Source organism: Mesorhizobium sp. M0938 (assembly GCF_040319125.1).
In the GTDB taxonomy this organism is placed as follows: domain Bacteria; phylum Pseudomonadota; class Alphaproteobacteria; order Rhizobiales; family Rhizobiaceae; genus Mesorhizobium; species Mesorhizobium robiniae.
On the sequence record NZ_JAMYNS010000007.1, the window covers coordinates 313,856 to 340,540 of the forward strand.

Sequence of the window (26,685 nt, forward strand, 5' to 3'; positions counted from 1 at the left end):
GTTCTACATAAAGAACAATGGGAGCTTCGATGACCACCGACCGATCGCCGTCCGAAGGAGCAAGCGTCACGCATGTCAAACAGGCGCGCGCCGTGGTCGGCTGGGACCAGGAGGCCGGGTGCCACGTCTATATGCGCGACGTCGACATTGCGTTCTCGCGGGACGGCATCCTGCATGTCGGGCCGAACTACGATGGACCCGCTGCCGAGACCATCGACGGCAGCCGCTATCTCGTCATGCCAGGCCTGGTGGACATCCATTCGCATCCGGGCGAGGAGCCGCTGAACAAGGGGTTGTGGGACGAGGTCGGCAGTCCGCGACTTTACAACTCCTCGCTCTACGAATATCTCACCGTGCTCGACCGCGACGCCGACAGCGTGCGCGCGTGTTACGGCGTTGCGCTTTCCGAGCTGCTGCTCTCCGGCGTTACCACGCTTTGCGATCTGGCGGTTCCCAGCGAAGGATGGCTCGACATTCACGCGGAATCCGGCCTTCGCGTTTGCGTGGCGCCGATGTTTCGCTCCGGGCGCTGGCTGACCCGCGATGGCCATCGTGTCGAGTACGAATGGGACGAAGCGGCAGGCCGCCTGGCCTTCGAGCGCGCGCTGAAGGAGATCGACCTGGCTGAACGGCATCCGAGCGGCCGGCTGACGGGCATGGTCGCTCCAGCGCAGATCGATACCTGTAGCGAAGGCCTGTTGCGCGACGCCTATGCCGAGGCCGAGCGGCGCTCGCTGCCGTTCCAGACGCATGCCGCCCAGTCAATCGTTGAATTCCAGGAGATCACGCGGCGCCACGGTCTCACGCCGATCGGCTGGATGTCGGAACTCGGCGTTTTGGGTCCCCGCACCATCATCGGCCACGGCATCTTCCTCGACCATCATCCCTGGACGCATTGGGAGCGGACCGGCGATCTGGAGCGGCTTGCGGAAGCCGGCGCGACAGTAGCCCATTGTCCAACAGTGTTCGCGCGCCGCGGCATCTCGCTCAATCATCTCGGGCGCTATCGCGAGGCCGGCGTCAATATCGGCATCGGCACCGACGTCTATCCGCACAACATGCTCGACGAGATGCGGCTTGCCATCTATGCGGCGCGGCTAACGGCCGGCAATCCGCGGGAAGCGCGCCTTGCCGACGTCTTTGCGGCCTCCACGGTCGGCGGCGCCAAAGCGCTCGGCCGCGACGACATTGGCCGCCTGTCGCCGGGGTGCAAGGCCGACATCGTCCTTGTCGATTGCACCGCTCCTGCCATGCAGCCGTGCCGGGATCCGTTGCGTTCGCTGGTCTTTTCCGCGTCCGACCGCGCCGTGCGCCACGTCTATGTCGATGGCCGGCCGGTGGTGCGCGAGGGCAGGGTGCTCACCATCGACCACGCCGCCGCTGCCGCCAGCCTCGCCGAAGCGCAGCTGCGCGCCATGGCGACGATCCCGCGAAACGACTGGGCTGGCCGCTCAGCTGATGAACTATCCCCGCCGACGCTGCGCTGGACCTGACCTTCGCCTGGCCAAGACGGCATCTCTGGAGAAAACGATATGCAAGCTACGCAAATGGTCCATCGTCTGGGCAACGCCGAGTTGCTCGAACAATACCGCAAGGCGGGCTTTGCCGGTCGCGTCGGCTGGGGCGAGCGGACGGCACTGCTTGTCATCGACATGGCGGGCGCGTGGACGCGGCCCGATGAAGAGCTCGGCTCCGACCTTGGCTGCGTGACCCAGTCCATCAACAGCCTGCTCGCCGTGGCGCGCCGACGTGAGGATGTCCCGGTCATCTTCACCACGATGGCCTACGATGCCAGCCAGTCCGACCTGCCGGCGGTGACCCGCCTGAAGACCCCGCACAGCCGGAACATGATACGTGGCTCCGATCGCGTCCGGCTGATTGCGGACCTTGAGCGCCGCGATGACGAAGCGCTCATCGAAAAGCCACGCGCCAGCGCCTTCTTCAACACCAATCTGCTGAGCATCCTGGTTTCGAAGAAGATCGACACGGTCGTCGTCACCGGCTGCAGCACGAGCGGCTGCATACGCTCGACCTGCGAAAGCGCGCTGGATTACGGTTTTCATGCGATTGTGCCGGAAGAAGCCGTCGGCGACCGCTGCGCCTCGGCGCATGTCGCCAATCTGTTCGACATCAACGCCCGCTACGCCGACGTTCTGCCCCTGGCCGAAGTCCTGGCCCACCTCGAGCGCGACTTGCGGGACGAGGCGGCCTGATGAGCGGGCTCGAAGGCAAGACCGTCATCGTCACCGGCGCGGCGCGCGGCATCGGCCGCTGCATCGCTGAACGAGCGGCCGCGCAAGGAGGCCATGTCGTCGTCGCCGACATCCTGCTCGACGAAGCGGCTGCCGTCGCCGAGGCGATCCGGTCGGGCGGAGGACAGGCCAGCCATAGCCATGTCGACATCACGGATCCGGCAAGCGCCACGCGGCTGGCTGAGGAGGTGCTTACCGCGCATGGCCGGATCGACGCATTGGTCAACAATGCCGGCCTCGATGCGCCGCACGGGCAGGCGGGGACGATCGATGAGGCCCATTGGCGCCATGTGATCGAGGTCGATCTCAACGGCGCGTGGTGGTGTTCGCGAGCGGTCATTCCGGCGATGATGGAAAGCCGCGCCGGGCGGATCATATTCATAAGCTCTCTTGCCGCGCGCGTCGGCTCGCCGACGCTTTCTCCCGCCTATGCGACGGCCAAGGCCGGCCTGATCGGACTGACGGTATCGCTCTCCTCCCAGTTGGAGCCGCACGGGATACTGGTCAACGCGATCACTCCCGGGGCGACAGGCGATACCGGCCGACCCTATTCCGACGAAGGCAGGCAGGCCTATCTCGGCGCCCATCCGCTTGGCTTTGGCGGCGCCCGGCCAATCGCCGAAGGCGTTCTGCATCTCCTCGGCAAGGGCGGCGATTGGATGAGCGGCAGCGTGCTCAACATCAGCGGCGGACATTTTCGGGGGCTTTGAATGTACGTCGATCCGTTCTCAAAAAGGATAGGTGAGGTGAACGCATTGCAAGCAGAAGCGGCCATCACCTTCAAGGACATCTCGAAGGTCTTCACCTCGAGGGCAGGTGCTACGCCAGTCATCGACAGGCTCAATCTCGAGATCGGCGAAGGGGAGTTCTTCTCGCTGCTCGGGCCGAGCGGATGCGGCAAGACGACGGCACTGCGGATGATCGCCGGTTTCGAGCATCCGAGCGGCGGAGAACTTCTGCTCGGCAGGAGTCCGGTAGCCGGCATCCCGCCGCACAAGCGGGACGTGAACATCGTGTTTCAATCCTACGCGCTGTTTCCGCATATGGATGTCTACGACAACATCGAATACGGGCTGAGGCGCAAGGGCGTCGCGCGCCTCGAGCGGCGCCGGCGTGTCGAGGAGGTCCTCCACCTCGTGCAGCTGCGCGATCTCTCCAAACGACGGCCTGCCGCCTTGTCGGGAGGCCAGCAGCAGAGAGTGGCGCTGGCGCGCGCCCTGGTGAACCGCCCTCGTGTTCTTCTTCTCGACGAGCCGCTTGCGGCCCTCGATGCAAAGCTGCGCGCGACGATGCAGACGGAGTTGCGACGAATCCAGCAGGAGGTCGGGATCACATTTGTGTTCGTCACGCACGACCAGCACGAAGCCTTCGCGATGTCGGACCGCATCGCCATCCTGAATGCGGGACACCTGGAGCAGGTCGGCAGCCCGGCCGATCTCTACCACCGTCCGGCGAGCCGCTTCGTTGCTGATTTCGTCGGCCAGTCCAACTTCTTTACCGGGACCGTATCGACACGCGGCGATCGCCGACTCATCGAGATCGCCGAAGACGGGTTCATCTGGTTTCCAGCGCCTGGCGGGCAGGGCGCGAACACCGTCCTTGTTCGTCCCGAATGCATCGAGCTGGTGCCGCGCGGTGCCGAGCCGCGCGCCGATCTTTGCCGGGTCAACGCGACAGTGGTGGAGCGCCAATTCCTCGGTTCGCACCACTGCGTCATGGCCAGAACCAGACTTGGGGAGACCGTCACCTGCATGAGCCGGGCTGCGGATCCAGCCATAGCGCCCGGAGCCGAAGTCTGGGTCACCTGGCACCCCGATCACAGCACCATAATCCCGGATCAACCGGGAGTTCCAAGAAGCCTCAAGATGGAGAACCGACTATGAACGACAGCAATGGGACTATTCGGATACTTGCTTCGCAGGAGTGGACGCGAAGAAACTTTTTGCGACTGGCGGCGATGGCCGGTGGCGCAGCGGCGCTGAGCGTCAACGGCGTCTCGGCCGCCTTCGCCGCAACCGATCTGCCGGCGCATGCCAAGGCCGCGGCAGGCGACGCCAAACTCGGCGACAGCCTGTTCATCTATTCCTGGGCCGGTTACGCCAACCCGGCAGTGTTGGAAGGTTTCAGCGCCGGCGCCGGCCCCAGGGTCCAGGTCGCCACCTTCGATTCCGTCGAAGCGGCCATCGCCAAGCTGGAAATCTCCGGTTCCGCCGACTACGACATCGTCGTGCTTGGCGACGCCTACGTCAAGCAGACGGTCGAGCGTAAGCTTATCCAGCCGCTCGACCATGCGCAGATCCCGAACCTCGACAATCTTCGCACCGATTTCCGCAATCCTCCCTTCGATCCCGGCAACCGCTACACGGTGATGAAGAATTTCGGCACGATCGGCATTCTCTACAATCACACCGTCATCAAGGATGAGATCAAGAGCTGGGACGATTTCTTCCGCGCGGCGGCATTGCCTGATGTCAGCGGCCGCGTGTCGGTGCTCAACGACCAGCCGAGCGTTTTCGGGCTGGTCTTCTGGCGGGAGGGCAAGGACTACAACACCGGTGACGTGGCGCGCCTGGAACATGCCAGGGACGTATTGCTCACGGAACTGGTGCCGCATCTGAAGGCCTTCGACGCCAACCCGGTGCAGGGAATGCTGAACGGCGACTTTGTTCTGGGGCAGGGCTATCTCGGCAGCTGCCGGCATATCTTCGAGCAGGATCCAGACAGCTACACCTGGGTCTATCCGACACCCCAATGCGTGATCTGGAGCGATCACTACGCGGTGCCCACCGGGTCCAAGAACCTCGCGGCGGCCCACGCCTTCATCAATTACATGCTCGACCCGGACGTTGCTGCCGAGGAGGTGGCCTTTATCGGTTACGACACCGGCGTGAAGGGCGTGGTCGAAAAGCTCCCCGCCACCCTCGTTCGCAAGGACATGATCGTGTTCCCCGACGGCGTCGCGCAACGGCTCGTCTTTCAGCGGGTCGAAGGCTCCAACCCTTCCAAGCGGATCGAGTTGTTCAACGAGATCAAGGCGGCGGCCTCGCGAGGCTGACCGCACAGCGGACGGCCCGGCAAAGGAGCCGTCCGCGCCAATCGCCACTGCGTCTGCCCGATCGGCGACGCGGTGGCCGTCAGGCCGTCTGAAGGAATGATAAGCCGTGCACGCAGCGATCGAACAGCATCAAGGCATAAGCAGTCCCGGGGTCTCGACCCGCCTCGGTCAGATGGTGCGCGACTGGTGGCTGGTAGTCCTGCCGTTCGCGTTCTATGCAGCATTCTTCATCGTCCCGGTCCTGCTCATCGCGCTGCAAAGCTTCGCCACCTACAACGGCGAAGGCCACGGCGCCGACGCAGTCGCCGGCGCTCCGACCTTCGACAACTATCTCAACGTCTTCACGCCGACCTTCCGCCTGGTGTTCGCCGCCAGCGTGCAGAATGCGCTGCTCGGAACGGCGCTCTGCATCGCTGTCGGTTACCCCGTCGCCTATTTCATCAGCACGCGCTGTCCCGATCGGCTGAAGCCGTGGCTGCTTGTGCTGGTCGTGGTGCCATTCTGGACGAGCTACCTGTTGCGGATGCTCGGCTGGCGCATTCTGCTCGGCGGTAACGGCATCGTCTCGCAGGCGCTTCAAGCGGTCGGGCTGCTGCGGACGGGCGAAAGCCTGCTGTTCACGCAAACCGCCGTGCAACTCGGACTGGTGTACAATTTCCTGCCGATGATGATCCTGCCGATCTACGTCTCGATCGACAGGCTTTCAAAGGATCAGCGCGAGGCCAGCCGCGACCTCTATGCCCGGCCTTGGCAGACCTTTCTCGGCATCACGCTGCCTCAGACGGCGCCCGGCATCACCGCCGGGGCGATGATCGTCTTCATCACCATGACCAGCGACTACGTCACCCCCGAACTGATGGGCGGCGCCAAGGGCATGATGATAGGCACCTTGATCTATTCGCAATTCCTGCAGGGCGAGAACTGGCCGCTGGCCTCGGCAATGGCCCTCTCCCTGGTGGTGGTCGTCGTCGCCAGCGTGCTCGTCATGGCCGGAGCGGCATCGGCGATCCAGCGTCTGCCGGCCTGGGCGAGAAGGTTGACCCGATGAGCCGCACCATGCCTGGACCAAGATCCATCATGCTCGGCCTGTGGTCGCTTCTCGTGGCCGTCTTCCTGTTTGCCCCGATCGTGGCGGTGCTGGCCTATTCGTTCAATGTCGGCGACTATCTGATCATCTGGAAGGGAGCGGGTCTTCGCTGGTACGGACGCGTGCTTTCCGACCAGAACATCCTTTCGACGCTGCGCACCAGCGTCACCGTGGCGCTCAGCACAGCGATAGCCAGCATTGTTCTGGGGTGCGTGTGCGGGACCGTTCTTGCGCGCCGGCCGGCGGCCGTCGCCGTCCCGCTCAGCCTGCTGCTGCTGGTCGTCCTTTCCTTTCCGGAGATCGTCAAGGCCGTCGCCTATCTCATCTGGTTCGTGAGGATCGACCTCGATGCCGGGCTGGCGCGCATGATCATCGCGCATACGCTGTTCGGCGGTGCGCTGGTGGCGTTCATCGTGCGTGCGCGCCTTGGCGCGCTCGACCCGAGGCTCGAGGAAGCGGCTGCCGATCTCGGCGCAAGTCCCGGCCTGGCGTTCATGACGGTTACGCTTCCGCTCTTGACGCCGGCCTTGGTGGTCGGAGGGCTGCTCGCCTTCACCATCTCCTTTGACGACGTCATCGTCTCGCTGTTCGTCAGCACGGCGAAGACCACGCCCTTGCCTGTCTACATTCTGGCGTCGGTGCGGCAAGGGCTAAAGGGAGATATCGCCGCGATTTCGGCCCTGATGTTCGGCCTCACGATACTGGTCTTCGCGGCGGCAGGGCTCTTTCTCGCATGGTCGGGCGCGTCAAAGCGCAACGCGGTGCTGATGCTTGCCGGGCAAGGTGAAGCCGCCGCCTGAAGTCGAAATGCCACAAACTGGAAGGACAAAAAAGGTGACCGCACATACTGTTGCCCTGGTAACCGGGGCCGGCTCCGGAATTGGAGCCGCCACTGCCATCCTGCTGGCCGGCAAGGGCTATCGCGTCCATGCGCTGGACCGGGATGAGGCAGCACTTGCCGCGCTGCCCGAACTGGCCGGGCTGCAGCGCGTCACGGTGGACATTGCCGACGAGACCGCGCTTGGCGAGGCGGTCGGCCGCATCGTCGCCGCCGAGGGCCGGCTGGACGCCGCCGTCGCCAATGCCGGCATCTCATTCACGGCGCCGCTCGAGGAGACCGCCGCCGACAATTGGGACAATGTCATGCAAGTCAATCTGCGCGGCGTCTATCTTCTGGCCCGCGCCACCGCGCCCTGGCTGATGAAATCCGATCGCGGCGCCTTTGTCGCGACGGCTTCCGAACTCGGCACGGTCGGGCAGGTAGGGCTCAGCGCCTATGCGTCGGCAAAGGCGGGCGTCATCAATCTGATGCGCGTGCTGGCGCTGGAATATGCCCAGCGCGGCGTGCGCTTCAACGCGGTGGCTCCAGGCGGTGTGCATACGCCCATGATGGAACGCGAGCAGCAGCGCCTTGGTTTCACTATCGAGGATGCGGCCAGGCACATCCCGCTGGGGCGGCTCGCACGGCCGGACGAGATTGCACCAGTCATAGCATTCCTGCTGTCACCGGAAGCCTCGTTCGTGACCGGAGCCGTATGGGTCGCCGACGGCGGCTACACCGCCCGCTGACCAAGCCAGCAATTCGTGCGCATCCTCAGCCCCCGATGCGCACCGAGCAGACAGGAACGGAAAAGTGGATCTGATAATCAAGAACGGAACCGTCGTCACTGCGTGCGACACATTCGCGGCCGACGTCGGCGTCACGAACGGCCGCATCAGCGCGATCGCCGACACAATCGACGGCGGCGGCGCGACGCGGATCATCGACGCGGCCGGGCGCCTGGTGATGCCCGGCGGCGTCGATGTCCACACGCATCTCGATACGCCGGGCATGCTTGCCGACACCGAGGACGATTTTCTCAGCGGGACGATCGCGGGCGCGCATGGTGGAACGACGACCATCATCAATTTCTGTCCGCAGATCAAAGGCCGCGGCCTGCTGGAATCCCTTGCAGAGCATCGCCGGCGCGCTGACCCCAAGGCCGTCATCGATTTCGCGCTGCACGCCATCATTTCCGATCCGTCGGAACGGACCTTGGCGGAATTGTCGGCCCTGCCAGCCGAAGGGGTCACCAGCTTCAAGCTCTTCATGGCTTACAAGGGCGACACCATGGTGGATGACGGTACCTTGATCCGGGTGCTGCACGAGGCGAAGGCGAACGGCGCGCTGGTCATGGTCCATGCGGAGAACGGCGAAGCCGTCGAATATCTGCGCGACAGGTTTGCCGGCGAAGGCAAATTGTCGCCGCGCTATCATGCGCTCAGCCGGCCACCGCGCGTCGAGGCCGAGGCCACGGCGCGCGCCATCACCCTTGCCGAGTTGGTCGGCGCGTCGATCTACATTGTCCATGTCAGTTGCGGCGAGGCGCTGGAGGAGGTGGTCCGAGGGCGGCTGCGCGGTGTGGACGTGCATGCCGAAACCTGCGCGCACTACCTGCATATTACCGATGCCGTGTTCGAGGCGCCGGGATTCGAGGGCGGCAAATATGTCTTCACGCCACCGCCGCGGGCCAGGCATCAGCCGAAGCTCATCTGGGAGGCCCTCGCGCGCGGCGATCTCGAAGTCGTGTCGTCGGATCACGCGCCGTACAATTTCCACGGCGGCAAGGATATCGGACGCGACGATTTCAGGCAGATTCCCAACGGCGCTCCCGGCATCGAGGAACGCATGACGCTGGTCTGGCAGGGCGTCGCCAACGGAGATCTTTCTCCAAATCGTTTCGTTGATCTGGTGGCGACGACGCCCGCCAGGATCTTCGGGCTCTACCCGGCCAAGGGGACAATCGCCGTCGGGGCCGACGCCGACCTGGTCATCTGGAATCCAGACATCAAGCGGCGGCTGACGCAAGCCGACCTGCACTCGGCCGTCGACTACACGATGTTCGAAGGAATGGAGGTTCTGGGCGCGCCCGAGACGGTGATATCGAGGGGCGACATCATTATTCGGGGTGGCGCATTCACCGGCGCGGCAGGGCGCGGCAGGTACATCCATCGCGGCACGGCGTCGTCGCGGAGCCGCCAGGCAAAGCTGGAGGCGCAACCGTCATGACCGCACAAATCATCATCGATCCCAAACTCGTCGAGGATTACATCCTGACGCTGGCCTCGTACGGTTCCTACGGCGACACAGGGGTGTGGCGAACGGTCTATTCGCCGGAATGGATTGCGGCCACCGACCAGTACGCCTCGTGGTGTAGGGATGCGGGGCTCGCCGTCAGCCGCGACGCTGTCGGCAATGTCTGGGGCAGGCTGCAGGGAACTGACGCGGCATCCTCCAGCATCGTTTCGGGCTCGCATATCGATTCGCAGAAGCCCGGAGGCCGCTACGACGGCGCGCTCGGCGCTCTTGCCGGGCTGCTCGCGGTCAAGGCGCTTAAGGAGCAGTTTGGGCAACCACGCCGGTCAATCGAGGCGGTGGCATTCTGCGAGGAGGAATCCAGCCGCTTTCCCTCGGCGAATTTCTGGGGCTCGCGCGCCATAACCGGCCGGATCAAGGCCGACGATCCCGACAATACGATCGGGTTCGACGGAGAGACGGCGGCGGAGGCGATGCGGGCGGTCGGCCTGGACCCGAAGCGGATTCCGGAGGCCCGGCGCAACGATATCGATACGTTCATCGAGCTTCACATCGAACAGGGTCCCATCCTCGAGGAGGCAGGAATCCCCGTCGCTGTGGTCAACGCGGTGACGGGGATCAGGCATTACAGCGTGGAATTGCGCGGCACGCAGAACCACGCCGGCGCCTTCCCGATGGATATCCGCCGCGATCCGATGGCCGGCTTCATGGAAATAGGGTCGCGCGCCGTCGATACGGCGCATCGATGGGGCCGTCCGGCGGTAACGACAATCGGTCGCGTGGTCGCCGAGCCGAACGCCACAGCGGTCATTCCCTCCAGAGTGCAGTTCACCATCGATGCGCGCCATCCCGATCCGGAGCGCTGCGAACGGCTCTATGCCACCCATGAGGGAATGATGCGCGAAGTGGCCGCTCGCCGGAATCTCGATCTGGACTGGACGGTGCAGATCGATCACCGGCCATGCCGCAGCGACCCGGCGGTCGTTTCCATGCTGCAGAAAAGCGCAGCCGAACAGGAGATACCGATCCTGACCATGGCCAGCGGGGCGGGCCACGACACACAGCAGATGGCCACCATCGCAAAGGTCGCCATGATCTTCGTGCGCAGCAAGGAAGGCCGCAGCCATACGCCCGAGGAGTTCTCCTCGATTGCTGACATCGTGGCTGGCATAAGGCTGCTGGCTGCCGGCATCCATAAGCTGGCCTACTGACGCGTCCTGCGGCCGGTCGTCAAAGGGCGGGAAAGCTTTCCGGCGGCCGTGCCAGCGTGGCGCGATGGATTTCGGTGGCGGCCCGGATCATCTCGGCCGCCACCTTCTCCTCCTCGGGCAGGAAGCTGTCGATCATGAACGAGCAGTTGAAAATGAAGGAAACCTGTCCGTCACGGTCGAAGATGGGCAGGGCGATGGCCATGATGCCTTCCGTGAATTCGCCTTGGCTGAGCGCATAGCCACGCTCGCGCGTGGCAGCGACGGACGCCCGGATTGACGCCGCGTCAAGCGGCGTCTTCGAGGTGTAGCGGGCAGGCGTCCAATGTTGCATCCAGAGATCGAGCCGCTGCGGCGTCTGCCAGCCCAGATAGGCCCTCATCTGGGCGCAGGCGTCACGCGGAAACCGGTGTCCGATCGGAAAGGATATTTCCATCGATTTCGGACCGTTGAACTTGTCGATGACGATGAAAGTATCGTCGTCCATGGGCTGGGTCAGTAGGCATGGGATATCGATGCGCTGCACGAGCGTGCTGAGGCTGCGCCGCACTGCATCCAGAACCGGGGAATTGAGAAGGCTGGAGGCGGTGGATAGAAGCCCGGAGTGAAGACGGTAGGTCTTGGATCTGGGATCGAACTTCAGCCACTCGAAATGCACCAGCGTCTTCAAAATCGAGTGACAGTGGGTCTTTGAAATATCCAGCGCTGCTGTAAGGTCGACAAGCGCCGCCTCATGCGGCGGCGTGTCGTTGAGAAACTGCAGGATCGCAACTGCATTCTCCAACGCGGGCACCAAGCCGGGCGGCTGTTTTACGACGCGTTCGCTTGCCTGCGGTGCAAGCAGCCAGTGAGTGCCGTCATGGTGAAGTTCCGCTCTGGAAGAGCGTTTGGGAATGTCGTCGCGGGAAGGGCTCACGGTAACCAGTTCTATTCGGCTGAATGAGTTCTTCTTATAGAATGAAGTTCTCTGAATAGCCACATCCGGCGGCACTGCGTCGGCGGCCCCAATATAGAGGGTACGGCTCGCATCGCCAACCAGTTTCGGAAGGTGCCAAGCTGATCTGCGCTGCAACCTGAGTTGTGCTGCAGTCCGGTATCGACCTCGCTCTCGCGTTGGAGAGTGCGCCCGTCCTGAATGGGTCCGACTGGAGGCGACCTGGCGTCCGCGGGGCGGCTCCGTGCTCTTGAGTAACGCGACCAACTCGCTCTGCTGCGGGGTGCGGGTTTTGGAGAAAATCCGTTCCAGGATAAGTGCGGCAGGTCTTCACCGTGATGTTCGACGTTGCCGCGGCTTCCTTCACTGTTCGCCCGCCGAAGGCGCGGAAAGGCGGGCTTCTGTCAACGTGACCATGATCACCGCGCAACGCTCCGATGCCAGGCCATAGGCGCGGGCATCAACGAATGGCGCAATCGACAGCAACAGCCGTGTCAGGTCGGAGCGCTTGCCAGCTGACGGCACGATCAGCGTTCCTTCGGTTCCCGACAAGAGCGCCGCCATGTAACGAGCAGGCATCCGCGACCAGCCGCTGAAGCTGCTGCGCATCCCTGAGATTTCTAAGCGGGATTTTGCTACAATCCCGGATGGCCGCTCGAATAGTGGTTATCCTAGCGCTTCTTGCCGCCTTCGCTTACGGATTCGCAAAACTCGTGGAACGTTACGGCGACTCCGGCGACAGGCCATCTCCGTGTGAAAAATGGCCACATCCCGATTGTCCAGACCCAGCCGTGCCTCCTCAGGAGGAAGCCGAGCCTTGAGCGGGCGCCCTCAGACGGTCTAGTCGGCAAGTCGGTGGCGCATGTCCTCGCAGACAATACTGTGCGATCGGATTGCCCGGTCAGCCCGCGCCGTGCCGGAGGGCGCGGGCTTTCATTTTCGGCCTGGCGCTAAGTGCGACTGCTACTAGGCCCTGGCACCTCGTCGAGGAGATTTGGACCTTTGCTCACAGGCATCTGGCCGTCGGGAGTAAGCTTGTCCACCGCGTCGGGCAGTTCTCTTGTGAGCCGGTCGAGAAGTTCGTCGCGGGATAATCCCGTTTGCTCAGCGAGATCGCTCAACGTTTGCGGGTCGATCGCGTTCTCGACCTGGTCGCGCTGGACGGGGCGATTTGATCCTGTACCGACCCAAGAATCAACTTGATCACCCGCCCCTGTATTCCGGAGGCGGTCCAGGATATCGCCGAGCCCGCCGTGGGAGCCAGCGCTTTTGGGATCTGTCGAGCCCCTACCGGCGATTAGCTCGCCGATCTTGTCCCTGTTCTTGTAGGCAAGCAGGCCAAGCAAGGCTATGGCGACTTTTCCTATGTCAAGGCTCATTTCGTATCTCCTTCCATGAAGAACGGACAAGGCATGCGGCTTTGAAAGGTTCCACGGAATTGCTGTCGGGCTGGTCGGCTTCTGGCGAGCACGCGCCCGTCGCGCAGGAATGACGCCCGATCGTCCCCCCATTTTGGGCGCCCCAACAGAAAGGAACGTGACGGGCTTCCGATCGTTGACGGCTTTTAATCGAGCGACCGTCCCATGCCATCCACCTCGATACGGAAAACGGAATACGATCCGGAGCGCAAAGTTCTTTCGGTGTGGTTCGTGGCCAGCGGCAAACGGTACGAGTTTGAGGGCGTGCCGCCGGAGACCTTTGCCGCGTTCAAAGCCGCCTTTGCCAAGGGCCGCTACTTCAACGAGCACATCCGAAATCACTTCTGGTACCGTCAGGTTGCGGCCGGCAACGATCCTGATTGACAGCAGATAGCTGAAACATTCCAACTGCCGGTTGGTAGACACAGCCGCCGGCGCGCATAGGATTTTGCGCACCAGGCACATCACCCCCGCCCATCCCTTGTGCCCGGTACGACTGAGTCTCGCCCGCCGTGCCGAAGGTGCGGCGGGCTTTTTTTGCTTTCCGAACGGAACACTGGCGAAGTCAGGAAGTTCGGATCCTGCAGCATTTCCGCAGACAATGCTGTGCGATCGGATTGCCGATCCAGCCCGCGTCCTTCCCCTCCGTGGGGCGCGGGCGCTTCGAATTCATGACAATGCAACCGCCGCCATGTCCGTCGTTAACCGCCTTCAATCCTTGGCGAGCGACAAAAATGACGGCGTTCATTCCGATTACAATCTACCTGAATCACAAGCCGGTGGTGGTCGCGTCGATAGCAGCCGCCGCGAAGGCGCTTCAGCACCCATGGCCATCCATGAACAAACCGTCCCGACTTGAAGCAATCCGAATGGTCGAGGAATGCCTGGCCGGACATTGCAGTCAACAAGCCGCGTTCGCCGCCTTCGAGGCCGCTGCGGCGGAGCAGGGCCTTCACAAGCAGAGACCTCCAAGCGAAGGCCTCAAGAAATTCGACGGGGTTGCTGAAGACCTGATCTGAGGTGATGCGGCGCTCGTTAGCTGAAACCCTACATCGGTGGGCGGACATCATCGTCGGTGATTGCGGACCACCCGCCAAATCGAGGAATGGCGGGTGGTCGCTTATCAGCGCAGGAAGGGACTTAGCTGCGCGGATCTCAAATCGGCTGCCTTTAGCTAACAAGGATGCCTATCGTTAGGAACGTGATCGATACGACGAATACCGGAGCGAGTGACCATCGAGCTTGGTGGACACTATCCATGGTATCTCTCCTGTGACACCTGGCCTGTGACACCTGGCCTGTGACACCCGGCGAGAACGAGTGCCGGCAGTCGCGGTTCCGGGCTGCACCCCGTCGTCGTCCTTTGCGGCAGCAAAGGTCAGACTTAGGTCCTACCTTGAGTAGACCGAAGCCCGTTCAAGGAACGTTTGCGGCCGCCTGAGGTTGGATGAGGCTGGCGCGAAGTCGATGCCGTTCAGCGCAACAGAACTCAGGCAAGGAGCCAATTATGAGAATGCATCATTCAACTTTCGCCGCGGGATTTCTGCTGCTGGCCGGTATCGGCGCCGCTGCCGCTCAGGACGTGATCATCGCGCCTGAGCAGGAGACGGTCATCAGGGAATACGTCAAAAAGCAGCCACTCGCATCTGTGGAACTTCTAGGGGTCGAGCTCAATATCGGCTCAACCTTGCCCGAGACGGTCGAGTTGCATGAAGTCCCCGACACCCAATATCGATATGTGGTGGTCGACAACCGGACCGTGGTCGTTGATCCGGGTACACGCAAGATCATCAAAGTCATCGAATAACCTAAGCGACTGGGGAGGACGGCCCGCCGCGCCGAAAGGAGCGGCGGGTTTTCTTTTGCTGCGTCCTCTGGTTGGATTAGCTACGGTTAGCCATCGGGCGTGGAGGTCGAATGCCGATTTATGAAAAGCTCAGGAGGCTGGCGTCTTCGATTCATCTGAAGTCGCTTTGCTTGGTCGAGTATTCGACCGGCTCAAGATCAAGGAGCAAATCCGAACAGCGACGTGAGACGCTCGCGTCGCGGATCCTGGCAAACTACACGGCTGGTATTACCGATGAGGACGAGCTTGTTTCGGCGTCTAAATTGCCACTGGGGCGGTAGTGAGCTGCATTTCACAAGCCGGAGCGGTCGATGCTCAGGCTTCGCGTGATAACCAGTTGCTCAAGCGCGTCCTCGCTGATCTAGAATCGTGTCCGCAGCAGATGTAGCTGGCGGCATTGGTTGCCGTGCTGTCCGGCGTTGATCGTATCGAACCCAGCCTTCGATGGAACTGTTGCTTCTCCACATCGTTGGTAAACCAGATCGTTCTCGCTGCCATCGATGTTCATCCGTTTCCGGCAGTCTTCTCGAATAGCAACTCAATCTGCATGCTCGACCAGACTCCATCCTGTTCAACTTCGTTTGCAGCCGCTTGTCGCCAAGAATCACCAAACCGGGTTCCCGGCAGCGTGATAATTGCCTCGTATAACGTCCATAAATGTGTCGGAACCGATGGCCGGTTCGATCCGCAGCGGGTTGGTAATGTCATCCGCGAACTAAGCGCCGACATTATTGCTTTGCAGGAAGTTGATGAACGTACCGGAAGGCGGCAGGGCCTATTGGATCTCAACACGCTTCGACGAGAAACCGATCTGGTTAGTGCACACACGCCTGAGAACCTTGGACCCCATGGGTGGCACGGCAATTTGATACTAGCTCGCAAGGGAGTGGTCCAGGCTGTCAATCTAGTAAGGTTACCTGGCCTGGAGCCACGCGGTGCTTTGATCGTCGATTTGGAAATCGAAGGCGTGGTGCTGCGGGTGATCGCTGCACATTTTGGATTACTCCGGCGGTCGCGCACCAAGCAGGCCAACGCACTGCTTGAGGCGACGCGTTCGGTCCTAAGGCCAACCATTTTGCTTGGTGATCTCAATGAATGGCGAGTGCATAGCAGATCCTCGTTGCTGGCGCTACTGCCGCATTTTGGTCCAATCCACACCGTGCTGCCGAGTTTCCCTTCGCGATTCCCTATGCTTGCGCTCGATCGGATTCTGGCCAAACCACCAAGTCTGATCTCCAGCCTCGAAGTGCACCATACATCGCTATCTCGGATCGCCTCCGATCATCTACCGATCAAGGCGCGATTAAACCTCCAGGGCATTCGCCAGCTACATTTGCAACCAGATTACCTCTGAACGGTTCTTGCTATGATTTTGAGCAAAGGCCGGCGTTCGATCGCTGAAGGTAATCAGTTTTTATGGAAACATCCATTTCGCGAATTGCGCACGACAAGATCAAAGCAGGCAAGAGCGGCTTACTGCTGGTTCCGGACAATTATGACGCCTTCGCCGTGCGGGTCCTGGCTGCAAGGAGTTCCGTTCGCAGTCTCGACCTCATGTACTACCTTTGGCACGATGACCACACTGGCCGCTTGCTTTTGCAGGAAGTTTTCCGGGCCGCTGAGCGCGGCGTGCGTGTGCGCATGCTCCTTGACGACGCCAGTCCGCGAAAGAACGATTCTGCATATCTGGCGTTGAGCAATCATCCAAACATCGAGTTGAAGTTGTTTAATCCAAGCGGCGTGAGGCAACGCAGCGTCATGCGCGCTGTGGAAATTGTATTGCGACTTTTCGCGTTGACCCGGAGAATGCACAACAAGGCATGGATCGCTGACGACCACGTCGCAATCGTAGGAGGGCGGAACGTTGGCGATGCCTATTTCGACGCAGCAGAAACCAATTTCCGCGACCTGGACGTGCTGCTCCTCGGTCCTGCCGTGCAGCAAACCGGCGAAATATTTGAGGCATTCTGGGCTTGCGAGGACGCAAAATCAATTAGTGTCCTAGGATCAGCCGCCGAAAACGAGCATTGCGATTTGTTTTCAGGAAGCGATCTCGAAACCCAATCAATGCTGTTGAACGGGGTCGGTGACCGAAAATCCATCGCAGAGTTTATCGCAACTAGCAACGACGTGCATTGGGTGGATCGAGTTCGGGTGATTTCCGATCCTCCGGAGAAGGTGAGGGGGTGGAGACGTCGCAGCTGGCTTACGAAGGAATTGCTTCCCCTCATTCAATCGGCCCGCACCTGTCTGGAAATCGTATCTCCCTATTTCATCCCCGGCAAAAGGGGCTCCGCGATCCTGTTTGACCTCGTCAGCAACGGAGTTGACGTTTCGGTTTTGACCAATTCCTTGGCCGCTACAGACGTCGCCGCAGTCCATGGAGCTTATGCGAACTATCGCAAACGATTGCTGAGGAATGGCGTGAAACTGTTCGAGCTCCAGCCCTTCACTCGCCGACAGGCAATCTCTGTGTTTGGCTCCAAGGGCGCCAGTCTGCACACCAAATCGTTCACGGTTGACGACAGGGCTGGGTTCGTCGGTTCCTTCAATTTTGATCCCCGGTCAGTGTCTTTGAACTCGGAGATGGGCGTGCTCTTTGAGGATGCCGAATTAGTCGGTGAACTTCGGCACTTTTTTCAAACTGAGATATCACCAGAAACCAGCTATCGGCTGGAACTGAAAGACAATGTGCTTCACTGGCATGGATGCGACGAGGGCAAACTCCAAGAATACACACACGAACCAGAGGCCGGAATATTTCGCCGGCTTCTGGCGGCCTTGGTCCGCCACCTTCCGATCGAGTCCCAGCTTTAGCCAGACCCACATAAGATGAAGCTTGATGTGCCGCCGTTCTCGTGTCGCCCTTGCCATTCGCCGGTCTGAGCACGATGGAGACTATAGACTGCGCCTAGGGCGTTCTGTTGCCGGGCTAGCGTCCGCTGAGCGGCTCCGTGCTTTTGAGCAGCGCAACCAGTTCGCTCTGCTGCCGGGTGCCGGTCTTGGAGAAAATCCGTTCCAGATAAGTGCGGCAGGTTTTCACCGTTATATTCGAACTGGCCGCCGCTTCCTTCAGCGTCCGCCCGGACGCCAATGCAGCGGCAAGGCGGGCTTCGGCCGACGTCAAATCGAAGAGGCTGCGGACATGCTGTTCGAAACCATCGGGGATGCGCCGGGCGACCTCGGTGACCATGATCACCGCGCACCGTTCCGACGCCAGGCCGTAGGCGCGGGCGTCGACGAATGGCGCAATCGACAGCACCAGCCGTGTCAGGTCGGAGCGCTTGTGATCCGACGGCACCATCAGCGTCCCTCCGGTTCCAGGCATGGCGCCGTCCCGCAACGAGCAGGCATCCGCGACCAACCGCTGAAGCTCCTGTGCATCCCTGGGATTGGAGGCGACGATCGTGCCGCCATTCAGCGCCAGAGGACTGTCGGGCCGCGCCAGCATTGCCGCGGCGGCCTCGTTCATTTGGGCGATATGCTGAAAGCCGTCCACAAGAAACACGCCGAAGGGCAGATGCGAGAAGGCCGATGCCAGCGCCGACGTGTTCTCCAACCGCCGGCCGATCTCCCCAGCGCGCAGCATATGCGGTACGATCTTCTGCAACAGGTCGATGTCGTCGGCACCGAACGCGTCTTGCTTCGTGCCGCGATGGATATCGAAAAACCAATAAGAGCCGTTGGACGCCAGAAGATTGGAAGCGAGCCCATGATGCATGTCGCGCGGCCTCATCCAGTCTTGCCAGAGTTCGCGGCGGCGGAACGCCGCCACGTCTTCAGCTATCCGCGTGCGATCATAGATTATGCCCACCGGCAGCGCTGCCGCGACCGTGCTAATGGGTTCGCGCATGTGTGCCGACGCCGCCTCGGGAGAACACATGCCGGGGTCAGAGACAGTCCCCACTGCGCTGCACATGGAGGACGGCCTGCGGCTCCTGGAGCTGGCCCGAGAAGCCAGCCGACTGTTTGCGAAACAGGCTCCAAACGAGAAGAAACGGCTTCTGAATCTGGTGCTGTCGAACTGCGAATGGGATCGCGGCGAAGTTCGCGCAAACTTCAGGCAACCCTTTGACTTACTTGCAGAATCAGCGGCTGCTGCGGCGTCGAGCGATGCCAGTGGGACGAAATTGTCTACAGGACATCCAGTTTGGCTGGGGAACCTGGATTCGAACCAGGACTAACGGAGTCAGAGTCCGTGGGTCTACCGTTAACCTATTCCCCAGCAGGCGCGGTTGAAGAAACCGCGCGGGCAGGGCGACGATGTCGCCGCGCGTGCCTTGTAGCCGCCGCCGGAAAATAGTCAAGCCTGCCTGGCGTTTCAATCACGTTTCGTCAGACGGACTCGCACGCCACGTTCAGGTACCGGCGTTCAGGCCGGAACCTCCCTGGGGAGACGTGCCTAGCGCCTCAATCCCCACCCCGCCCGAGCTGCGAGTGCTCGAAATACAGCACCACACCGAGCGCTATCACCAGCGGGATGATCAGGTAAAACAGCCGGAACACCAGCAGCGCTGCCAGCACGCCGACCGGGTCCATATGCGACAGGCCGGCGAGGAACACGACCTCGAACACGCCGAGCCCGCCCGGCGCATGCGAGATCTGGGCGATCGAGAACGACACCAGAAAGACGCCGAGCACGACGAAATAGCCGGGATTGCCAGCCGCGGGCAGGGCGAAGAAGATGATCGCCGCCGCCGCCAGGAGCTCGATCGGGCCGATCAGCAATTGCCGCGCGACGATCGGCAGGGCCGGATAATGGACCTGGAAGCTGCCGATCTTCAGTGGCCTGAGATGCAGCCAGCTGCCGAAGATGTAGGCCGCCACCAGCAGCAGCATGGCAACGCCCGCGGCAATCGTCAGGCCATGGTGCGGTGCGCCGGAAAACCGGTCGATGATTTCAGGCTCGAAAACCAGCACGAGGCCGGAGACGAGGATCGTCGACAGCACGAAGGTGATCCAGCAGATCGCCACCAGGACACCGACATCCTGTCCAGTCAGCCCCCTTGTGCCATAGGCGCGGTAGCGGATCACGGCGCCTGAAAATACCGAGCCGCCGATATTGTGCGACAGCGCGTAGGTGGTGAAGGAGCACAGCGTGACGAATAGCCAAGAAACTCGTTTGCCAATATGCAGGAGCGCGATGTGGTCGTAGCCGGCCAGCGAGGCATAGGCGATGACAGAGCTTAGCGCAGCAAACACCCAGCCACGGGCCGGGATGGCGACGATGCCGTCCCAGACGTCGTCGAGCGAAATGCCGCGCAGTTCATGCAGCAGCAGCCATAGCGAGAAGACGACCGCCGCAATGCCGACGACTGGCCAGAAATAGCGCCTCCAATTCATCGTGTGACGATCATGCGTTGCAGCCCGTTGCCCTTTCCGGTTCGCGTCAGGAAAACTGTCCGCAATTCCGGATGTTCCATCCCCGCCATTTCAGAAATGCCTTATTGAAGCCGGCTATTCAACCGCGAAGGCGCGGCTCTTCTGCCGCCACCTCATGCCGACGGGAAAATTCGGCTCCTGCGCTCTTGGTGATCCGGCCCGGCGCTGCTAGTCTGGCGGCAACTTAGAACATTTGACAGCGCCTGCTGCGTCCGGTCTCCGGTTCGCGCGGCGCCGGAAGGAACTGAAGTGGAAGACCACGATACCGGCGCCGGCGCGCCGGAAGTGGGCGTGTCCAGGGCTTCGCCGCCGCAGTCCGGTCAGGCAAGCCCATCCGCCGGCCGGCAGAATGGCCGCCCGGTGCAGGCTTGGTCCGGCCAAGCCGGCGACACGCCCCAGCACCAGAATGGCCAGAAGGCCAAAACCAGGAAGCGGCGCAAACGCCGGCGCGGCCGCAAGGTTTTTGTGCGCGATGACGCTCAGCTCGCAGCGGCCGGACTGTCGGCGCCCGTCGCTACCGGCGCTCCAGCCAGTCATCCACGCGAGGCGATCGTCGTGCCTTTGCCTCCGCAGGCAAGGCCGGAGCAGGGCATTCGCCGCCCGCCGGCGCAGGAACTGCCGGTGTTTGCCGCACTTGACCTCGGCACCAACAATTGCCGGCTGCTGGTGGCAGTGCCGACGCGCCACGGCCAGTTCCGCGTCATCGACGCGTTTTCGCGCATCGTCAGGCTGGGCGAGGGCCTCACCGCCAATGGCCGGCTCGGGCAGCCGGCGATGGACCGTGCGGTCGAGGCGCTGAAGATCTGCGGCGACAAGTTGCGCAGCCGCAAGATCAGGAAGGCCCGGCTGATCGCCACCGAAGCCTGCCGCACGGCCGCGAACGGCGCCGAGTTCCTCGACCGCGTCGAGCGCGAGGCGGGCCTGAAGCTCGAGATCATCGACCGCCAGACCGAGGCGCGGCTGGCGGTTTCGGGCTGCGGCTCACTGGTCGACCGCGACACGCAAGGCGTCGTGCTGTTCGACATCGGCGGCGGCTCCTCGGAAATCGCGCTGATCGATCTTACCGGCCACCGCTCGCCAAGGCTGGCCAACCATATCGTCTCCTGGACGTCGCTGCCGGTCGGCGTGGTCTCGCTGGCCGAGCGCTTCGGCGGCCGCACCGTCACCCGCGAGATCTTTGCCGCCATGGTCGAGGATGTGGCCGTGCGCCTGCACGCCTTTGACGGGCGTGACCGGCTGAGCCATGTGCTCGCCAGCCCGAAATTCCACCTGCTCGGCACCTCGGGCACGGTGACGACGCTGGCCGGCGTTCACCTTGACCTGGAACGCTACGACCGCCGCCGGGTCGACGGGCTGTGGATGGACCGCGACAGCGTCGACCGCATGGTCGAAAAGCTGGTCGGCTGGGACTTTCAGCAGCGCGTCGCCAACCCTTGCATAGGCGCCGATCGTGCCGATCTGGTGCTGGCCGGCTGCGCCATCCTGGAAGCGATCCGCGCGGTGTGGCCGTCGGAGCGGCTACGCGTCGCCGACCGCGGCCTGCGCGAGGGCATATTGAGCGAATTGATGGCCGATGACGGTGTCTGGCGTAACAGTGGACGTGGCAGAGCATGATCCCGAACCGAAGGACCGCGTTAGCGAAAAGTGGCAGCCGGTTTTCGGAAAAGATCATGCTCGAACAAGAAATCAAGCAATGACCAAGAAACCGCAGAAGCCCAGTACCGCCGGCATTCGCGTGCTGAAGACGCGGATCAAGAAGAAAAGCGGCCTGAAGGAATCGTCGCGCCGCTGGCTGCAGCGTCACATCAACGACCCCTATGTTCAACGCTCGAAGGCCGACGGCTACCGCTCGCGCGCGGCCTACAAGCTGATCGAGATCGACGATAAGCACCATCTGCTCAAGCCCGGCATGAAGGTCATCGACCTTGGCGCGGCGCCCGGCGGCTGGTGCCAGGTCGCCGCCGCGCGCACGAAGTCGACAGCCGAACACCCGCATGTCGTCGGCATCGACTATCTCGAAATGGACGCGGTGCCGGGCGCGCCGGTGCTGTTGATGGATTTTCTCGATCCGCAGGCGCCGGAAAAGCTCGCCGAAACGCTGGGCGGCCAGCCGGATATCGTTTTATCCGACATGGCGGCGCCGACCACCGGTCACAAGCGGACCGACCACATCCGCACCATGTATCTGTGCGAGGTGGCGGCCGATTTCGCGCTTGCGGTGCTCAAGCCGGGCGGCCATTTCCTCGCCAAGACGTTTCAGGGCGGCGCCGAAAACGAGCTGCTCTCGAGGCTCAAGCAGAATTTCCGCTCGGTCCACCACGTCAAGCCGCCAGCCTCGCGGGATGAGTCGGTGGAGCTTTATTTGTTGGCGAAGGATTTTAAGGGCGGAAGCGGCGCAGCGTAAAACCGCCCCGTAGCGATCCTTCGCGCCCCCCTCTGTCCTGCCGGACATCTCCCCCACGAGGGGGGAGATTGGCAGGCTCATCGGTCGCACCTTCTTCTTCAACTTTGGCGATTGGCGAAAGCCGGGGTGACGGCCGATCTCCCCCCATGTGGGGGAGATGTCCGGCAGGACAGAGGGGGGCGCTGTCCCGCCTGCACCAAAAGGTTCTGTCCCGCCACCTCCTCAATTCCCCGGTGGGCCCACCTCCAGCGTCTTAGGCACCGTCAGCCCGCCATAGCCCGATACGGCGTTGCCGGCGTCGGGCGCCAGCCGCATGAACGACAGCGATGCGGCCGCCGATACGGCCGCGACGATGAAGAACGCGATGTGGAAGTCGCTCAGCGTCAGCGGCCCGCCATGGATTGTCGTCGACACTTCCAGGATGCCGCCGGCCAGCGCCACGCCGAGCGCGATCGACAATTGCTGGAAGACCGCGGCGATCGGCGTTGCCCTGCTGGTGTCGGCGGTCGAGATCTCGGCATAGGCGAGCGCGTTGATGCCGGTGAAGAACATCGAGCGGATGAAGCCGCCGACGAGCAGGGCGGTGAGGATCAGCAGATAGGGTGTCTCCGGCGTGAACAGCCCGTTGATGGCGATCGTCGCCGCCGCGATCAGCGAGCCGAAGATCAGCACACGGCGGAACCCGGCGACCCTGAAGATCAGCGCCGTGACAAATTTCATGCCGATGGCGCCGATCGCCGCCACGAAGGTGATCATTCCCGATTGGAACGGCGTCAGCCCGAAGCCGATCTGGAACATCAGCGGCAAAAGGAACGGCACGGCGCCGATGCCGATGCGAAACAGCCCGCCGCCGAGGACCGAGGCGCGGAACACCTGGTTGCGAAACAGCTCGAGCGCCAGCAGCGGGTTCCTGGCGCGGCGCGCATGCAGAAGGTAAAGCACGGCCGACACCAGCCCGACCGCCACGGTGAGGAAGCCGGCAATCGGCGGCAAGGCGGGCAGGCTGACCACCGACAGGCCGAACACGATGCCCGATGCCGCCAGCCCGCTCAGCACGAAGCCGATGAAGTCGAGCGGCGGCGTTTGCGCCGCTTCGGTTTCCGGCAGGAAACGCGTGGCCAGCCAGATGCCGATCAGCCCGATCGGCACATTGATCAGAAAAATCCAGTGCCAGGTGAAATAGGTGGTGATGAAACCGCCGACCGGTGGACCGACGAGCGGCCCGACCAGCGCCGGAATGCTCAGCCAGGACATCGCCGCGACAAGCTCGCTTTTCGGCGTGGCGCGCACAAGCACAAGGCGTCCCACGGGCGTCATCATGGCGCCGCCAATGCCTTGCAGGAAGCGCGACATCACGAAATCCGTCAGCGAATTGGACACGGCGCAAGCAACCGAGCCGACGATGAACACGGCGATCGCCGCGCGAAACACGTTCTTGGCGCCAAAGCGGTCGGCCATCCAGCCGCTGATCGGAATGAACACCGCCAGCGACACCAGATATGCGGTCAGCGCCAGCTTGAGTGCGACCGGGCTGGTCTGCAGGTCGATGGCGATCGCCGGCAGCGAGGTCGCGATGACGGTCGAATCCATGTTCTCCATAAAAAGGGCGACCGCCAGGATAAGCGGAATGGTGCGGTTCATGGAGCGCCCTGATTGTCTTCGCGATTCTCTGCCCAGCTTGGGGGCGAGCCGGCATGACGGGCGGTTATCACGCCTCGGCCCGCATGTCGCATTAAATTGCTGTCACTTTTGTGCGACCGCTCGCCTTGGTGGCGGCTATCAGCATAGGTTCGAGGACATCGGTCATGGCTGGGGTCATAGATTGCCCCCGTCTCGACAGGGGCATGGAGGCATCGACATGGATGCCTGGACGACACTCAGCCGTCACGTTACGCTCGCTGCAAGACTCAGAACAAAGATCTTTGCGAGTGGCGAGTTGTGTCAAATACACAGAAAATAGTTCGAATTTTTATTGGCTCGCCTGGCGGGTTAAAAGACGAGCGTCGGGGTGCACATGAAGTTGTCAATAGCATAAACCGAAGCCATTCCGACCGCTGGGGACTTCAGCTCAAATTGTTGGGATGGGAGGATGCCGTTCCGGGTTTCATACGTCCTCAAAGCAAAATTAATGAAGACTTGGACAAGTGCGATTATTTTATCGGCGTACTTTGGGACAATTGGGGTTCACGACCAGGTCCAAAATATACATCTGGGTTCGAGGAAGAATATTTCAGAGCAAAAGAGCGGATTGAAAATGGCCTCATGAAGGACATGGCCATCTATTTTAGAAACGTTGATGTGCCACCAAACATGGAGCCGGGCGAAGGGCTTCGGCAGGTGCTGGACTTTCGGCAGAAATTCATTGACGAAAAGACGGTCTTCTTCAAAGATTTTGCTGACCCGCAAACATTCAAGGACGTTGTCCGGGAAAAGCTGGAAGACATCGCTTGGCATGAAACGGATATTTTACTTGCCGACGACGAGCAGCTAACCCAACCAAAAACTGCACCATCTATCCACGACAAATCAACAGAACCGCCCACCCCCAATTCGTGGTTGCTTGATAAGGAAGCAAGAGATTTTCTAAACGATCTAACACAGCGATCTCCCGATTGGGACGGCACCTCGTCGCAAGAAGTTGCGCGTCTACGACTGATCGGTACAGCTGTTACCAGATCGGGAAACGATGAGGACTATCTTGGCAATCACGATTCAAACCTGATCTTTCGATACTTTAGGGACGCGGCACTGTCTAAACAGGAGATTCGGGCTCTAATAGACTGCGGGGTTGTCGGCTTTCAGCACCAAAATGTGCCGTTGTGGCGTTGGCTTGCAAAGTACGAAGATGAGGACATGTGGAGCCGCGTGAACGAACTCGCAGCATACGGTGAGGACGCCGATAAGAGGTTCGCCATAGAGATTTTAGGCCTTGGGTCACAACCAATCCCCTCGCTTGACGAATTCTTCACTGACAAGCGCGTTCTCAAGTTATGGCTGCACGATAAGACTTCCGATCAAGTCTTCGACGCCGCAGTGTCCTTTCTGAGTTCCAATGCGAGCAGCGCTGAACTCACCCTTATAGAAGAGACAGTCGCGCTAATTGCTCCACATCGTCGCGCGAAAATCGAACAGGCAATTGTAAGTATCTTGGCAAGGACCAATCTTAACGGTGCGCTCAAGCGCGTTGTTGAGAAAGAAGTTGATGTAGTAGACCTAAGTCTTTTGGAAACGCTTTTCGGTAAACCACGCTCTTTAGATAACGGGACGGTGGTTTCTTGCTTGAGTGCCAAATCAGAGCTAGTTCGATTGAGAGCTGTTAAATTGCTGTTCGAGCGCAATGAGATTGCACTGGAGGCCGCACAAACACTTTTGACGGACAGCAACCATGAAATTCGCTTGTTGGCTGCTGAAACGCTGAAGAAGCTTGGGTTTGAACTTAGCGACGATGTAGCAAAACAGGCGCTTAGTATTGTTAAGCCGAACAACAGATTGGGCTTATTTTCGACGCGGGAAACCGACGAGACGTATTATGACCGTTATCGCGTAAATCGGCTTCTTGAGATGGATTTCTTGGCTCTTCAGTCTAAAGCAGATAGCCGAGGCGTATTGGGCTACCGAGAACTATCTGCGCTTTATGTTGGATATCCCAAAAAGATGAAGAGCTTTATTAGGGATAACCTGAAAGAAAAATTTAATGGGTACTTGGAAAGCAATATTGAAAAAGGAAAGAGAGAAGGCGAGATTGGTACCGATACTGAAGGTGAGTTAAGAAAACTTTGGAAGTTCCTGCAGAAAATCATGTGCAACGATGCACTAGCGGCACTCTGTGCGGCGGGAGATGCGCACGATCTGGAGTTGGTACGTGGGGTACTTGGGGCTGTTGAGATTGATGCGACTGCGGGTATTTTGAGATACCTTGCTCGGTTTGGCGACTGGTCGTACCTCTCCGGCGAGGGCCGCCTTGCGGGAGCATGGCCCGGTAGCGAAGCTGCGCTCTTAAGGCGTCCTTTCGAGCGCAGTTAG

At 61.3% G+C, this 26,685-nt stretch carries 25 protein-coding genes and 1 tRNA gene; 19 read left to right on the forward strand and 7 right to left on the reverse strand.

Annotation, left to right across the window (positions count from 1 at the left end; all coding sequences use genetic code 11):
• Positions 1 to 29: 29 nt before the first annotated feature.
• From NKH73_RS15525 to NKH73_RS15570, 10 genes are all read left to right on the forward strand, one after another.
• Positions 30 to 1,493, forward strand: a complete 1,464-nt coding sequence (locus NKH73_RS15525) for an amidohydrolase family protein (protein WP_352932963.1) — start codon at positions 30 to 32, stop codon at positions 1,491 to 1,493.
• Between the two features lie 39 nt (positions 1,494 to 1,532).
• Entirely contained in the window at positions 1,533 to 2,213 is a 681-nt protein-coding gene (locus NKH73_RS15530; RefSeq protein ID WP_352932965.1) for an isochorismatase family protein, read from the forward strand.
• Entirely contained in the window at positions 2,213 to 2,962 is a 750-nt protein-coding gene (locus NKH73_RS15535) for an SDR family NAD(P)-dependent oxidoreductase (protein ID WP_352932966.1), read from the forward strand. Before NKH73_RS15530 ends, NKH73_RS15535 begins: the two co-directional genes overlap by 1 nt.
• Before the next feature lie 36 nt (positions 2,963 to 2,998).
• Positions 2,999 to 4,135, forward strand: coding sequence for an ABC transporter ATP-binding protein (locus NKH73_RS15540; RefSeq protein WP_352932968.1), 1,137 nt, complete (start codon positions 2,999 to 3,001; stop codon positions 4,133 to 4,135).
• Entirely contained in the window at positions 4,132 to 5,307 is a 1,176-nt protein-coding gene (locus tag NKH73_RS15545; protein ID WP_352932969.1) for a polyamine ABC transporter substrate-binding protein, read from the forward strand. The genes NKH73_RS15540 and NKH73_RS15545 overlap by 4 nt, the downstream gene beginning before the upstream one ends.
• A 106-nt stretch (positions 5,308 to 5,413) precedes the next feature.
• Complete coding sequence (locus NKH73_RS15550; protein ID WP_352932971.1) at positions 5,414 to 6,355, forward strand: ABC transporter permease; 942 nt, start codon at positions 5,414 to 5,416, stop codon at positions 6,353 to 6,355.
• 8 nt (positions 6,356 to 6,363) lie between these two features.
• Positions 6,364 to 7,194, forward strand: coding sequence for an ABC transporter permease (locus NKH73_RS15555; RefSeq protein ID WP_352932973.1), 831 nt, complete (start codon positions 6,364 to 6,366; stop codon positions 7,192 to 7,194).
• A 34-nt stretch (positions 7,195 to 7,228) separates the two neighbouring features.
• Positions 7,229 to 7,963, forward strand: coding sequence for an SDR family NAD(P)-dependent oxidoreductase (locus tag NKH73_RS15560; protein ID WP_352932975.1), 735 nt, complete (start codon positions 7,229 to 7,231; stop codon positions 7,961 to 7,963).
• Between the two features lie 64 nt (positions 7,964 to 8,027).
• Positions 8,028 to 9,443 carry a dihydropyrimidinase gene (hydA, locus tag NKH73_RS15565; protein ID WP_352932978.1) on the forward strand — a complete coding sequence of 472 codons (1,416 nt, stop codon included), beginning with the start codon at positions 8,028 to 8,030 and terminating at the stop codon, positions 9,441 to 9,443.
• Entirely contained in the window at positions 9,440 to 10,681 is a 1,242-nt protein-coding gene (locus NKH73_RS15570) for a hydantoinase/carbamoylase family amidase (protein WP_352932980.1), read from the forward strand. The genes hydA and NKH73_RS15570 overlap by 4 nt, the downstream gene beginning before the upstream one ends.
• A gap of 19 nt (positions 10,682 to 10,700) precedes the next feature.
• Here NKH73_RS15570 and NKH73_RS15575 read toward each other — a convergent pair whose 3' ends face one another.
• The 3 genes from NKH73_RS15575 to NKH73_RS15585 form a co-directional block, all read right to left on the reverse strand.
• Entirely contained in the window at positions 10,701 to 11,594 is an 894-nt protein-coding gene (locus NKH73_RS15575) for an IclR family transcriptional regulator (protein WP_352932982.1), read from the reverse strand.
• Between the two features lie 381 nt (positions 11,595 to 11,975).
• Positions 11,976 to 12,221 carry a hypothetical protein gene (locus NKH73_RS15580; RefSeq protein WP_352932984.1) on the reverse strand — a complete coding sequence of 82 codons (246 nt, stop codon included), beginning with the start codon at positions 12,219 to 12,221 and terminating at the stop codon, positions 11,976 to 11,978.
• Between the two features lie 341 nt (positions 12,222 to 12,562).
• Positions 12,563 to 12,991 carry a YidB family protein gene (locus tag NKH73_RS15585; RefSeq protein ID WP_352932986.1) on the reverse strand — a complete coding sequence of 143 codons (429 nt, stop codon included), beginning with the start codon at positions 12,989 to 12,991 and terminating at the stop codon, positions 12,563 to 12,565.
• Between the two features lie 204 nt (positions 12,992 to 13,195).
• On the opposite strand from NKH73_RS15585, the gene NKH73_RS15590 reads away from it, so the two are divergent.
• From NKH73_RS15590 to NKH73_RS15610, 5 genes are all read left to right on the forward strand, one after another.
• Positions 13,196 to 13,414: a KTSC domain-containing protein gene (locus tag NKH73_RS15590; RefSeq protein WP_352932988.1), complete on the forward strand. Its 219-nt coding sequence runs from the start codon at positions 13,196 to 13,198 to the stop codon at positions 13,412 to 13,414.
• A gap of 350 nt (positions 13,415 to 13,764) precedes the next feature.
• Positions 13,765 to 14,049, forward strand: a complete 285-nt coding sequence (locus NKH73_RS15595; protein WP_352932990.1) for a DUF982 domain-containing protein — start codon at positions 13,765 to 13,767, stop codon at positions 14,047 to 14,049.
• A 488-nt stretch (positions 14,050 to 14,537) separates the two neighbouring features.
• Positions 14,538 to 14,837, forward strand: a complete 300-nt coding sequence (locus NKH73_RS15600; RefSeq protein WP_352932992.1) for a DUF1236 domain-containing protein — start codon at positions 14,538 to 14,540, stop codon at positions 14,835 to 14,837.
• A 586-nt stretch (positions 14,838 to 15,423) separates the two neighbouring features.
• Positions 15,424 to 16,230 carry an endonuclease/exonuclease/phosphatase family protein gene (locus tag NKH73_RS15605; RefSeq protein WP_502893863.1) on the forward strand — a complete coding sequence of 269 codons (807 nt, stop codon included), beginning with the start codon at positions 15,424 to 15,426 and terminating at the stop codon, positions 16,228 to 16,230.
• 62 nt (positions 16,231 to 16,292) lie between these two features.
• Positions 16,293 to 17,693: a phospholipase D family protein gene (locus NKH73_RS15610; protein WP_352932994.1), complete on the forward strand. Its 1,401-nt coding sequence runs from the start codon at positions 16,293 to 16,295 to the stop codon at positions 17,691 to 17,693.
• A 115-nt stretch (positions 17,694 to 17,808) separates the two neighbouring features.
• On the opposite strand, the gene NKH73_RS15615 is transcribed toward NKH73_RS15610, so the two are convergent.
• Positions 17,809 to 18,729, reverse strand: coding sequence for a helix-turn-helix transcriptional regulator (locus tag NKH73_RS15615; protein ID WP_352932997.1), 921 nt, complete (start codon positions 18,727 to 18,729; stop codon positions 17,809 to 17,811).
• Between NKH73_RS15615 and NKH73_RS15620 the strand changes: the two genes are divergently transcribed.
• Complete coding sequence (locus tag NKH73_RS15620) at positions 18,728 to 19,060, forward strand: hypothetical protein (RefSeq protein WP_352932999.1); 333 nt, start codon at positions 18,728 to 18,730, stop codon at positions 19,058 to 19,060. The genes NKH73_RS15615 and NKH73_RS15620 overlap by 2 nt on opposite strands.
• Here the strand turns inward: NKH73_RS15620 and NKH73_RS15625 are convergent.
• Together NKH73_RS15625 and NKH73_RS15630 are read right to left on the reverse strand one after the other, a co-directional pair.
• Positions 19,028 to 19,101 (reverse strand) — tRNA-Gln (locus tag NKH73_RS15625). The two genes, NKH73_RS15620 and NKH73_RS15625, sit on opposite strands and share 33 nt — an antisense overlap.
• A 185-nt stretch (positions 19,102 to 19,286) precedes the next feature.
• Positions 19,287 to 20,219, reverse strand: a complete 933-nt coding sequence (locus tag NKH73_RS15630) for a lysylphosphatidylglycerol synthase domain-containing protein (protein WP_352933001.1) — start codon at positions 20,217 to 20,219, stop codon at positions 19,287 to 19,289.
• Positions 20,220 to 20,423: 204 nt separating this feature from the next.
• On the opposite strand from NKH73_RS15630, the gene NKH73_RS15635 reads away from it, so the two are divergent.
• Both NKH73_RS15635 and NKH73_RS15640 read left to right on the forward strand, forming a co-directional pair.
• Positions 20,424 to 21,872, forward strand: a complete 1,449-nt coding sequence (locus NKH73_RS15635; RefSeq protein ID WP_502893862.1) for a Ppx/GppA phosphatase family protein — start codon at positions 20,424 to 20,426, stop codon at positions 21,870 to 21,872.
• A 79-nt stretch (positions 21,873 to 21,951) separates the two neighbouring features.
• Positions 21,952 to 22,662, forward strand: coding sequence for an RlmE family RNA methyltransferase (locus NKH73_RS15640; RefSeq protein ID WP_352933006.1), 711 nt, complete (start codon positions 21,952 to 21,954; stop codon positions 22,660 to 22,662).
• 222 nt (positions 22,663 to 22,884) lie between these two features.
• Here NKH73_RS15640 and NKH73_RS15645 read toward each other — a convergent pair whose 3' ends face one another.
• Positions 22,885 to 24,303 (reverse strand): DHA2 family efflux MFS transporter permease subunit, encoded by a 1,419-nt coding sequence (locus NKH73_RS15645; protein ID WP_352933008.1) that lies wholly within the window; start codon positions 24,301 to 24,303, stop codon positions 22,885 to 22,887.
• Between the two features lie 297 nt (positions 24,304 to 24,600).
• Between NKH73_RS15645 and NKH73_RS15650 the strand changes: the two genes are divergently transcribed.
• A complete protein-coding gene (locus NKH73_RS15650; RefSeq protein WP_352933010.1) occupies positions 24,601 to 26,685 on the forward strand; it encodes a DUF4062 domain-containing protein in 2,085 nt (694 codons plus the stop codon).